The organism is Nostoc edaphicum CCNP1411 (assembly GCF_014023275.1).
In the GTDB taxonomy this organism is placed as follows: Bacteria; Cyanobacteriota; Cyanobacteriia; order Cyanobacteriales; family Nostocaceae; genus Nostoc; species Nostoc edaphicum_A.
Genome location: NZ_CP054698.1, coordinates 5,851,463 through 5,863,184, shown reverse-complemented (window position 1 = coordinate 5,863,184; position 11,722 = coordinate 5,851,463). Strand labels below are relative to the sequence as shown.

Here is an 11,722-nt window from a genome sequence, read left to right as displayed (position 1 = left end):
ATTAATATAACCTTACTGCTTCTTTATTGCCTTGCTAGAAGGAGTTGGGGATGGTGTCAAATTCGGGGCTGTTGGTTGATTAACTGCGGTTAATTCCTCTTGCAACATTTTCTGATAAATCTTAGGTAAAGAGCTACTAACAGAATTAGTTTCTATCCCATATCCTAAACTTGTCCAGGTGGGAGAGAGTCGCCGCAAAACATCATTTATCTTTCCCTGACGCAACAGTTGAGAAATATCAACTCCCCAAACTTTAGAATCATTTAACCATCGGTAAACTACTACATCTTGATATTCTGCTTCAAAACTATAACCAGTCCAAAACATCATCTGCATTGGATTTGGATGATAACGGGGGGCTAAACGATCCCAAGTAATGTTAATAATTTGATATCTGCCAGCAGCGGTAGAACAATTACCTGTATTGGGGCCTGTGACAATTGTGACGCATATCTCAGGATGTCGGCTGAGGTCATTAACTTGCTGTCCACCGTATAACAGCGAATAGGGACGGTTCCCACTAGCCTCACTTGCCGAGATAGTTCGCATTAAAGCGCGAATATAGGGGTCGCCCTGTTTCATAACCAAAGGCGGCTGTTTATTTTCAAAGATGGGATCAGAAGGCGATCGCAAGTCTCCAATATACCATTGCAATAAATACACAAAGCCGAGAAGCGCGGCTATTGGGCCAATAAGTTTTTCAACACCCTTGAATTCAAAGCCTTTCAGAGTCTAACTCCTTCAAATTTGCTCTGTTTGCTAACAACAATAATTGACGCGCTCATTCTGGCAAAGTTCACTTCCATCCAATACATACCGACTGTTCGTAGGGGGCGCATAGATGCACCCCCTAGCGCGTGTTGCTCCTAACTCTTCACTGATTGATTACGCAACGTTAGCAAATAATTCCCCAAAAGTTTTGGAGCTAGCTTCAGGTTTGGCAACAATTTCGACAATTTTATTCCGTGCATCTGCTTCAAACAGCGCCTCAATAGCAACTTGGGCGACTTTCTGCCTGGGGATGCTACCCTCAAACAGTGTATCTGCACTCTGCATCACAATGGGGTCGGAATTATCTTCATTCTTCAAGCCACCAGGTCGCACAATCGTATAAGTAATACCACTTTTTTGGATATACTCTTCAGCTTGTTTTTTCCACAACAAAATCAGCCAAAACAAATTCAGTGGATGGAAAAGCTGCGAAATACACAAAGAAGAAACTAAGACAAAATGTTCAATTCCCTTTGTTTTAGCAGCATCTACTAAATTTTTAGTCCCTTCAAAATCCACTTTATAGGGGCCAGTGGGGTCAAAGCTCGGTTTTGCGCCAGTTGCAACCAACAGAACTGTGCTATCTCCCAACGCAGCAGCCAGACTTTCTGGTTGTAAAACGTCGCCTACAACTAATTCGGCTTCAGGAGAGAGAATACCCCTAGCTTTTTCTATATCCCGCACCAAGGCTCGGACGGGAATATTCCGCGCTATCAATTCTTGCACAATCCGGCGACCTGTTTCACCCGTTGCCCCTGCTACAAATGCTTTCATGAGAAATGCTATCCTGGGAAACTATTGTGTGCTTGTTCAGTTCTTTATTTTAGTAATTCTATGGAGTTGATGGCAGATTAATAAGGTTTCAGTAAAATGGGATTTGAATGCGAAATGACCCAGGCGCGTGGGGAATCATTAATATAGACGAACGCCAAAGTATACAGTAATGCATTTATGCTTTCAAGAAAAAGCGAATATAAATCCTGGGAAATAACAGAAGCAGTTTTACCTGTAGCCTCCACCCAAGAAGAAGCTAAGGAAACATTAACCGAAGCAAATGTAGCAACGCTCACAAAATTTTACGGTCGTTATCAAGACTGTATGGAAATGGCTGCCCCAGTAGAGAAGGTTGCTGAGTATCTCAATGCTCACGCCTCATGGTTTTCGCGCTGCGCTGAACCCATGAAGGTACAATCACTTGGGGAAAATGGCTATGCTTTAGTAATTGGTCGTTTTGGTTCTTTCGGTTATGAAGTAGAACCGAAAATTGGTTTAGAATTGTTGCCCCCAGAGGAAGGTATTTACCGCATCCGTACAATCCCCATTCCTGACTATCAGCCGCCTGGTTATGACGTAGACTACCACGCAGCCCTCAAGTTAATAGAAACGGATGTTTCCTCTAGTATTGGGGAGGTTACAAGGGTTGAATGGGAATTGGATTTAATAGTTTATATTCACTTTCCCCGGTTTATTCAGCGATTACCCAAGTCTCTAGTTCAATCTACAGGCGATCGCGTACTTAACCAAATCGTCCGCCAAGTCTCCCGCCGCTTAACTCGCAAAGTTCAGGAAGATTTTCATAAGTCTTTGGACATACCCTTTAATGCCAATTCCAGGCAAAAGCGGTGAACGAAAGTGTTAAGAAAAATCTGACTAATGGATAGTCACGAGTGGGGACAATACAATTCGGATAAGCAGGCGAGGTAGGGGAGGAAAGAGAGTTATTAAGCAATTTCTTTTCCCCTACTCGCCTCAACAGATAACTTTGTTGTAATTGCAAAGGGACAGGCTTGAACTTTAGTTCAAGTTAAGGAGAGATTCATCGAATTCACGTTTGATTAATTAGTCAACAGACTAATCACGAGCTTGTCGCGTCACCAAACCACCAACAAACGCCCCTAAAACAGTACCTGTCCACAGTCCTGTTGTGCTACCTTGCCATATTGCTCCTGGTGTCATCCAAGCGTTGCACATCTCCTTTAAACCCCAAGGTTGGTTTTGGCACTTTTGGCTATGCAGCATTATGGTAATTTGCCCACTGGTGTAAGCACCAAAAAAACCTGATGACAACGCCAAAAAAGTGCAAATTAAAATTCTATTTTTTGTCATTGGTCATTGGTCATTTGTCATTTGTCATTTGTCATTGGTCATTTGTCATTTGTCATTGGTCATTTGTCCCTTATTCCCATGCCCCATGCCCAATGCGCCATTCCCAATCAACCAGTATTTCTCATCCCGGCGGCAATACCATTAATAGTTAACAATGCCCCTCGCAGTAACTCGCCTTTGCTGTAACGAGAGTGGATGACTCCAGAAGTAGCATTAGTATTTAGGGACTGGCGTAGGCGCTTAAGTAGTGAAACTTGGATAAATCCCAAGGGGACAATTGTGCCATTGCGTAACTGCACAGATCGCTGCAATACAGGATCACCATCTAACAGTCGATTGTGATCGGTGATTTTTAACACCAAATCTCTTGTCAGATAGAACTCGCTGGCAATTTGGTCAAAAACCTTGGCAAAACGAAGTTGATCTTCTGGTTTTGACAATTCTTGGACGTAGTGATGTGCCATTTGCATATCTACTTTTGCCAACGTCATCTCGGCTTTAGAAATCACCATCTTGAAGAACGGCCACTTAACATAAAAGTAGCGCAGCAATTTCAAATGTTCTTCTGGTTCTGCGTTCAAGAAGTCTTGTAAAGCTGTGCCAACGCCGTACCAGGAAGGCAGCAAAAATCTAGTTTGTGTCCAGCTAAATACCCAAGGAATAGCTCGCAGACTACTTAAATCTTTCTTACCAGATGGACGGCGGGCTGGACGAGAACTAATTTGTAGCTGGCTAATTTCTTCAATTGGGGTTACTTGGTGGAAGAAGTCAACAAAATCAGGCTGTTCGTAAATTAAAGCACGATAATGTTGACGCGATCGCGCTGCTAATTCTTCCATAATCTCATTCCAGGGTTCAATATCATCAAACCCTGTCCGCAGTAGGCTAGCTTGAATCACAGCTGTGGTGATGGTTTCCATGTGGTACAAAGCCAAGTCCAACAAGGAGTATTTGGAAGCCAAAACTTCTCCTTGTTCGGTAATCTTGATTCGTCCATTGATACTATGACCGGGTTGAGCCAAAATCGCTTCGTAAGCAGGGCCACCACCTCGTCCTACAGAACCGCCGCGTCCGTGGAAAATTCGCAAACTTAGATCATAGTTTTCTGCTATTTGTTGCAGTGATTTTTGGGCTTTATGAATTTCCCAGTTGCTACTTAAAAAACCAGAGTCTTTGTTGCTGTCAGAATACCCCCAGCATTACTTCTTGCAAGTTGGGGGGTGAGGGGGGGAGGGGGAGGGGGAAAGTAGGGGGGGGGGCAGGGGAGGCAGGGGGAGGCAGGGGGAGGCAGGGGGAGGCAGGGGAGGATGAATTTTCATCCACAACAGCGCTCTCTGTTTTTGTCTGTTCGTAGCCGCCGGCTAATAAGGCGCGATATAAGGGGAGTTCAAACAGTTTTCGCATGACGCTTCGGGAGCGTTGTAAGTCTTCTACTGTTTCAAATAGGGGGACAACTTGAATAGTTCCTACAGCAATGGCGGGGTCAAAAAGTCTGGCTTCTTTGGCTAACAGCAATACTTCCAGCACGTCGCTCACGTCGCGGCACATGCTGATAATGTAAGTTTGGCAGATATTCAGACCAAATTCTTGTTGGAGCGATCGCACGACGCGAAAGGTTTCAATTACATCGTTGGTTTTTTCGGAAAATGGCAATTCTGCCGGAATTAATGGCCGACGGGTTTGCAGTTCTCCTGTGAGCCAAGCGACTCTTTGCTCCTCAGAGAGTTCGTTGTAAGGTTGAGGTAATATTTGCAGGTATTCCAGGATTTCATTCAGCGCATCGGCGTGGCGGGATGATTCTTGGCGAATATCTAGCTGTGTCAAGTTAAAACCAAAAATTTCTACTTGACAAATGAGATTTTCTAATTCTCGACAGCTTAAACCTGTTTCTGTCAAGTTGCGCTGAATCATCCGCAGTTCTGCTAAAAAATCGGCTCCGGAAAGATACAGGGGGCTATCTTGATTTTTTGGCGTTTCTCGATTGTATAAAGCTAGATTGCGATCGCGAGTATTTTCCAGCCGTTTCAGCACATAAGCCAGTTTGAGCCGATAGGGTTCTTGTCGATAACGCAACGCCAGCGCATCATATACCTCACTCAACTGGGACTGATCCAATTCTAGAGATTCCAGTAAGTCTGGTAAAACATCACTCCAGTGCATCGATACACTCAACAATTCAATCAGATTTTTCACTGACTGAATATATCTCCCGATCACCATTTTGCGCTGATAGCAAGCTGTCTTCCAGGTAATTTCGGGTGTGACTGATGGATTCCCATCTCTGTCTGAGCCTACCCAAGAGCCGAAAGAGCAAAAGTTTTTACTCGGTGGTTCTAGCCAAGGAAAGGTATTGGATAGGGTATGTTTGAAACGTTTATAAAGTTGGGGAATGCCATCAAACAAAACTTCTTGGAAGTAGTGCAGGGCATAATCTACTTCGTCTAGCACCGTGGGTTTAAACTGGTGAAGTTCATCTGTGCGCCACCACAAGCGAATTTCTTCGAGCAATTGTTCGCGGACATCTGCTGCTTCCCAAGCATATCCCCCAGATGTACCACCAGAATGGTTTTCCAAGGCATCTAGTTTTTGTAAGAGTTGTACCACCTGGCGCTGCTTATCGCGGATGGTATGACGAACAATTTCCGTTGGGTGTGCTGTGAAAACTAAGCGCACATCCAGATGTGCAATTAGACGTTGAATTTGCTGGGGTGGTACATTCAGTTTGAATAAATAGGGAAATAAAGCAGCAAAAGTCCCTTTTGGTTTGACTTGCGCTTTTTCTAGATAACTCTTTCTTAGCAATTCTGCTGCTATTCCCTTGCTAACAGGCGCATCATCTTCTCTTTGATTGGAAGAATAGTTGACATTAGATGCTCTTTCTGCATCTGTCGCTTCTGTTTCTGCTTCATAGCGGCTCAATTGCTGCCGTTGTTCGTATTCCTGCTCTATGATGTTGATCAACTGAAAATATAGAGCGAAAGCACGAGCCGCACGGATTGCTTCGTTGATATTTAGTTGTTCAATTAATTTAACGGCTGAGGATGCTTGGTCATTTGTTGCTTGTCCTTCTGGTGAACATAGATCGCGCAACTGCCGCAACAGATCTACCATATTTTGACCGCATTCTTGCCGGAGAACTGACTCCCACAATTCTTCCACTACCTGGAGACGATGACGCAAAAATAATTCCGACACCGGGTATATATCCGCAGTTTGAGACGAAGAGTATAAAAGGGAACCCATATTCTCTATTCTTGTAAAGCTAATTACTGTTTACGGTTCTAGGTTTTGCACTTAATGCTCACCGGGTTGTTCCTGAGCAAATAATTATTTGGTGTATATCTTCTCATCTTGATTGATTTCGTGTTCATCTGGGAAGTCGAGGTTGGGTAGGCGATCGCCTCGAAATAATTCTTCACTGGCTTCCCCGATGGATTCTAGTGCTCTTACTGTAGTTTTTCCGGTAATGAGCAGCAGTAATATAGACGCTGTACCTATTTGTAAAAGGAAAGATTGGGGAATGCTAAAAAAATCCAGATTAGATGGCGGGTTAGTTGAGGGTTGTTGGTTGGTAGGAGGCATTGCTAATTTTTGGTTATGGGAATATGAGTCAAAAGGAGTTATGAGTCAGGAGTTAAGAGTTAGGAGTTAAGATGACTCCAACGATCAAGGGATGGAGTTGAAATGAGATAAGCTTGTTGTTTGTTTCGCCTATCAGGGGCGTTACATTAGCACATTGGGACGCGAGTCCGGTTTTAAAGGACAAGTCATCAGCCAGTCATATAAAATTATTCTGACTCCTGGCTCCTAACTTCTGATTTCTGACTCCCTATTAGTAAAATAAACGCAAAACTCAACATTAGTCAGACTTGCAACCTGTACAAGACTATCTTGGCCGATTTTGTGAGCTACGAAGGTAACAAAATTGTTAAAAAAAAACGTCAGAGTGTGATAGACCTATGGTTCTAGTTTACAAGTGCAGGCACTATCCCCCAACAATCGCTTCCTGTAAAGTTAACTGAGCATGAAAACAGTATTACCAGATCGCCAGCAATCCTTAGTGCAATGGGTAAGCCAAGCAACAGGGATCAACACTTTCGGGGTGAAAGTCCGGTTGCGGGGAAATGACCTTCATATTCTTTGTGAAGGTACAGAATGTCCGCAGCGTTGGCACACTTTGTCTGATTTGCTGCAAGCACTACAGCAAACAAACTTAGATATCCTCACAAGTAACGAACAACCCTCAATATATCAAGTATTTGTCTATGGCCGAAGAAAAGGGGAACAGCGCCCCAAATGGTGCCATCGGGTTTACTTGAATCAAATAGATAAGCATCTGGAGCAGGTGGAGCAAGCCTTGCTAGCAGACTCGGAAAAATCCAAACAATCGGGTGGAGCGTTAATTGTCTCTAACGAAAGTTTGGCACGCCAAGGCAACCCAGAAGCGATCGCTCGATATCTCAGCGAAACTCTGAGTACCTTAGGTGTATCGGTACAGGCAAAGATTAAGCTATATAAGCCAAAGAATTCTCAGCCAGAAGAAAATCGCCTGTGGATATTTTGCCAATCGAGCTATAGCCCTGATGCATCCTTGCTTGCTGAACCAATAGCACAAAAGTTGCGTTATCTCAATCTTTCCGGCTACCAAGATGCAGTTATTGTTTCTCAGGTGAGCGGCGAAACTGTACATGATTGGCTGCTGCGGGTGGATTTGACACCACCAGAAGTAATGCTAAAAGAGTGGGCGCGTTGGGGGGATATACAAGCGATCGCTCGATTATTAACTGAGGTACTATCAGGGTTAAAAGTTGCTGTCCAAGTTTCTCTGAAAGAATCAACGCTACATATCTTTTGTACCCCAGCTTTTGATCCCTTAGGAACTGCCCCAATCCCAGACAAGGAAGTGTGCTTAAAGGCGATTGTACCCCAGCTAGAAGCGATCGCTCCTCAAGGCATTCTCGCCGCCACCGTATACGGACAAAAAGCAGGCGACAAGCAACCCACTTGGATTGATTGGCTGGCTTTACCCGCTGCAACACATCCCGCCTTTGCCCCATCACCATTAGAGTTGGCAAATACTGGCGATGAACCAGCCATCATCTTTTTACTAGAGCGCTTACTCAACCCTGACCTGGATTGGCGGCTATTGACAGGTGGAATTCGCGTACTTTTACTGAACAAAAATGATTTATTGCATATTATGTGTGACGCACCTGTTTGTCCAGGGCGTCAACAAGTAGCAAGTAAAATTACGCAGTTTATTCGCCAATTAAAAATTCCCGGTATGATGGGAGTACGTATATACGGTCGCCGCGCTGGGAATAAAGAACCTTTTTGGCATTATGGCGTTGATCTTGAACATCGCCAGCGTTTAGTGCCAGAAGCAACCCCAGAATTCGCTGCTACCTCTAAATACGTTAACGATCTCGTAACCTCTGAGACTAGTGAGCCAATTTTGCGCCCCGACTTAACGACAGAAGAAGTTCAAAGTTTTGTAACCGAAGTAGCGCGAGATTGGATGGCAACGGCGAGTTCAACAGCGAAAAAATTCCTGTTGAAAAGCCAGTTATTTACCGAAAGCAACCAGTCAGCGGAACATAACCATGATGTTCAAGGAATCAAGATTGCTTTAGTTTGGGGAACACTGGGATTATTACTCACTCTCCAAACTGATTGGGTATTGGGTCGAATTATTGCACGGACTAGTTCGCCAAAAGTCGCTAATGTCTCGCTTTCATCATCCTCTGAGCATAAGGCATCTTTGACATCTGGGAAAAATCAGAGTGGAAATACGACATTTTTTAGCAGCACTTCCAAGACAAAATCTCCTCCAAATCAGAGTTCTGTATTTAATGCTTCGGAATTTACCCAAAATGATGATACCCCGACTAAGAATTTGGCAGCCGCACCACTGAAAGAAAAAGCAACCGCAACAGCTATTCTTTTAGCAGCGCGATCGCAGATGCCAAGTTTCAATGTCAGGCAGTTAGATGAACAACTAGCACTGTATAAACAGCGTTTAGCTAGAACTGGTAGTCCGCCAGATGTATTGATTATTGGCTCCTCCCGCGCCCTTAGAGGAGTAGATCCAGCAGCACTTTCTAAAGCTTTAGCGACTCAGGGTTATCCAAATCTGGACGTGTTTAATTTTGGGATCAACGGTGCTACCGCACAAGTTGTAGACTTTGTGATTCGCCACGTGTTAGAACCATCAGAACTGCCTAAAATAATTATCTGGGCAGATGGTGCTCGTGCTTTCAATGGTGGACGCGAGGATATTACCTTTAAATCCATCGCTGCATCAGTTGGTTATAAACAAGCATTCCAAAAAACTCCAACAGATGCAAATAGCGATGATTTAGCCGAAAATACGGTAAATTCGGGAGAGAAAAAGACAAATGAGGACGTACCGGAGATTAGTACGTATCAAGCTGTTAATGAGTCATTGAATCAAGCTCTAGCATCTGTTTCCAGTAGCTATCCAAATCGCGATCAAATAAAAAGTTTACTGCAAAAACAACTCCTCATACTTGGTCATAATCAGACAGTTGCATCAGAAAGACAGCTAACAGACGGTACTTCAGATGAAAGTACTTCTCGGCAATCAGTTGACTTTGATGGCTTTCTACCTTTGTCTATTCGTTTCAATCCCGCTAGATATTATCAAAAATATTCTAGAGTTACCGGAAATTACGACAATGACTATAAATCTTTCCAAGTAGAAGGACAGCAAGATGCTGCTTTTCAAGAAGTGCTTCAGTTTGCCCAATCTCAGAAAATTTCCTTAGTGTTTGTCAATATGCCTTTGACAGGAGATTATTTAGATCCAGTGCGTAGGCAATATGAGCAGGAATTTCAGCAATATATGTTGCGTTTGGCTACTAATCCCAACTTTATTTATCGTGATTTGAGCCAACAGTGGATAAAAGTAAATGACTACTTTTCTGATCCTAGCCACCTCAACCGCTTTGGTGCATACGAAGTCTCGAAAAAGCTGGCTAATGACCCGATGATTCCTTGGCCAGTGAAGTAGGGGAATGGGGAATGGGGAATAGGGAATAGGGACTGGGGAGAATAATCCACAATACCCAATGACAAATGACAAATGACCAATGACAAATGACCAATGACTAAAAAATGAACTTTATATCAATTTTCTATGGGCTGTTCTTATTGAGTGTATTAGGAATTTACTGGTCTTTGGCACAACAGAAATTGCGATTGTGGACGCTGCTAATTGCCAGTTTGGTTTTCTATGCATCTTTGCATATTCAGTACATACCATTACTATTAGCCTTGACGTTTATTAATTTCCGTGTAGGGCTGGAGATTGGGCAAAATACATCACCAGGAAAACATTCTCTTGATTGGCAAATTTCTAATGAAGAGTGGCAATTTGCTCAAGGTGATTGGAATCGTCGCCGTCTAAAAGTTTTGTGGGTGGGTATAATTCTAAATGTTTTACTGTTATTAGGTTTTAAGTATTTTACCCCTTTATTCAAGTTTGTTTTTCATGTGCAAACAAACTCACCAGATAGCTCTTTTAAATTGATTGCACCATTAGGAATTTCCTTTTTTACCTTTGAATGCATTGCCTATTTAGTAGATGTCTATCGTGGTGCCCCTGCTAGTGATAATTTTGTCAAATTTGCCACCTACAAATTATTCTTTGCCAAACTCATTTCCGGCCCGATTACGCGCTATCACAACTTAGCAAATCAATTCAATACACTAAACTTTCCCAGTAGCGATAGAGTAGCTGAGGCGCTGTGGTTGATTGCTAGAGGCGCAGTCAAAAAAGGTATTTTTGCAGACCACCTTGGAATTTTCGTCGATTTATGTTTTGGTAATCTGCAACGGGCGGGTAGTACCGATCTCTGGTTAGCTACATTCGCCTACGGTTTGCAATTATATCTAGATTTCAACGGTTACGTAGACATCGCCCGTGGTAGTGCTATGCTTTTCGGCTTGGTTCTACCTGAGAATTTTGACTTTCCCTACTTCAGCACCAATATTTCAGAATTTTGGCGGCGCTGGCACATGACTCTAGGAGATTGGCTGCGTAACTATGTCTACTTTCCTTTGGGTGGTTCCCGTCGGGGTTTAGTCCGTACCTGCTGGAATTTATTTATTGTGATGCTAATCGCTGGTATCTGGCACGGTGCTGCTTTGGGTTATGTAGTTTGGGGCATATTCCACGGGTTAGCCTTGGTGGTTCATCGACTTACAGATACTATGAGCGATCGCTTTGAAAATCTAGAACATTTCTGGCAAAATCCTCTGGGTATCTTTGTAGCTTGGTTCTTAACTCAATTGATGGTTTTTACCTCTTGGATTTGGTTCCGTCTACCTAATCTTCAAGACTCTTCTTTGGTAATTCGCCATCTTTGGGGTTATCCAGCTGATGCCCAGTTTGCTCAAAAGGTCTATGTAGATGCCTTAAATATGAGTCAATACCAACTCACTTGGGTACTTCTAACTTTAGCTGCCTTCATGGCTATAGTCTATGCCTTCAACCGAATGCTGAAGTTAGAGTTTAACTGGCCTCTTAAGCTTGTCTTCGTTCCCATCTGCTTCTACGCTGTTTGGTTATTCGCTCCTGAAGGCAGTTTGCCCTACATTTACTTTGATTTTTAACAGAAACATAAGTCAATTTACAACTTATTATTTCGTTACAAAACAACAGGACTTAAAATTTTTATAACGGCTTATTTGTAAAGGAATGTAAAGACAATTAACTAGGCGATCGCATCATTAAATTTATAGCTAGGTTGGTCTTGAAGTGGCTTACAAAGCCTCACTTGATTACTTTTATCTAGTAGGAAAACTTTATATTTCGATGATC

At 43.1% G+C, this 11,722-nt stretch carries 9 protein-coding genes; 3 read left to right on the top strand and 6 right to left on the bottom strand.

Features of this window, described 5'->3' with window-relative positions:
• Positions 1-12 precede the first annotated feature (12 nt).
• Both HUN01_RS27490 and HUN01_RS27485 read right to left on the bottom strand, forming a co-directional pair.
• Positions 13-663 carry a glycoside hydrolase family 24 protein gene (locus tag HUN01_RS27490; protein WP_238845672.1) on the bottom strand — a complete coding sequence of 217 codons (651 nt, stop codon included), beginning with the start codon at positions 661-663 and terminating at the stop codon, positions 13-15.
• Between the two features lie 222 nt (positions 664-885).
• Complete coding sequence (locus HUN01_RS27485; RefSeq protein WP_181928807.1) at positions 886-1,545, bottom strand: NAD(P)H-binding protein; 660 nt, start codon at positions 1,543-1,545, stop codon at positions 886-888.
• Between the two features lie 177 nt (positions 1,546-1,722).
• On the opposite strand from HUN01_RS27485, the gene HUN01_RS27480 reads away from it, so the two are divergent.
• On the top strand, positions 1,723-2,397 hold the full coding sequence (locus HUN01_RS27480) for a DUF1997 domain-containing protein (protein WP_181928806.1): 675 nt from the start codon (positions 1,723-1,725) through the stop codon (positions 2,395-2,397).
• A 225-nt stretch (positions 2,398-2,622) separates the two neighbouring features.
• On the opposite strand, the gene HUN01_RS27475 is transcribed toward HUN01_RS27480, so the two are convergent.
• The 4 genes from HUN01_RS27475 to HUN01_RS27465 form a co-directional block, all read right to left on the bottom strand.
• Positions 2,623-2,877, bottom strand: a complete 255-nt coding sequence (locus HUN01_RS27475; protein WP_181928805.1) for a hypothetical protein — start codon at positions 2,875-2,877, stop codon at positions 2,623-2,625.
• A gap of 107 nt (positions 2,878-2,984) precedes the next feature.
• Complete coding sequence (locus tag HUN01_RS36670) at positions 2,985-4,019, bottom strand: phosphoenolpyruvate carboxylase (protein WP_420832819.1); 1,035 nt, start codon at positions 4,017-4,019, stop codon at positions 2,985-2,987.
• Between the two features lie 40 nt (positions 4,020-4,059).
• Positions 4,060-6,120, bottom strand: coding sequence for a phosphoenolpyruvate carboxylase (locus tag HUN01_RS27470; RefSeq protein WP_420832748.1), 2,061 nt, complete (start codon positions 6,118-6,120; stop codon positions 4,060-4,062).
• 84 nt (positions 6,121-6,204) lie between these two features.
• Positions 6,205-6,459, bottom strand: a complete 255-nt coding sequence (locus HUN01_RS27465; protein WP_069072037.1) for a hypothetical protein — start codon at positions 6,457-6,459, stop codon at positions 6,205-6,207.
• A gap of 442 nt (positions 6,460-6,901) precedes the next feature.
• Here HUN01_RS27465 and HUN01_RS27460 point away from each other — a divergent pair, with 442 nt between their 5' ends.
• Positions 6,902-9,910, top strand: coding sequence for a DUF1574 domain-containing protein (locus tag HUN01_RS27460; RefSeq protein ID WP_181928804.1), 3,009 nt, complete (start codon positions 6,902-6,904; stop codon positions 9,908-9,910).
• A gap of 104 nt (positions 9,911-10,014) precedes the next feature.
• The gene (locus HUN01_RS27455; RefSeq protein WP_181928803.1) at positions 10,015-11,514 is read left to right on the top strand and encodes an MBOAT family O-acyltransferase; all 1,500 of its coding nucleotides are present in this window, start codon (positions 10,015-10,017) and stop codon (positions 11,512-11,514) included.
• The last annotated feature ends 208 nt before the right edge of the window (positions 11,515-11,722 follow it).

Bases quoted from the DNA above. Each gene is read 5' to 3' on its own strand.
- HUN01_RS27485 (WP_181928807.1), bottom strand. From the start codon at position 1,545: ATGAAAGCATTTGTAGCAGGGGCAACGGGTGAAACAGGTCGCCGGATT.
- HUN01_RS27480 (WP_181928806.1), top strand. From the start codon at position 1,723: ATGCTTTCAAGAAAAAGCGAATATAAATCCTGGGAAATAACAGAAGCA.
- HUN01_RS27475 (WP_181928805.1), bottom strand. From the start codon at position 2,877: ATGACAAAAAATAGAATTTTAATTTGCACTTTTTTGGCGTTGTCATCA.
- HUN01_RS27470 (WP_420832748.1), bottom strand. From the start codon at position 6,120: ATGGGTTCCCTTTTATACTCTTCGTCTCAAACTGCGGATATATACCCG.
- HUN01_RS27465 (WP_069072037.1), bottom strand. From the start codon at position 6,459: ATGCCTCCTACCAACCAACAACCCTCAACTAACCCGCCATCTAATCTG.
- HUN01_RS27460 (WP_181928804.1), top strand. From the start codon at position 6,902: ATGAAAACAGTATTACCAGATCGCCAGCAATCCTTAGTGCAATGGGTA.
- HUN01_RS27455 (WP_181928803.1), top strand. From the start codon at position 10,015: ATGAACTTTATATCAATTTTCTATGGGCTGTTCTTATTGAGTGTATTA.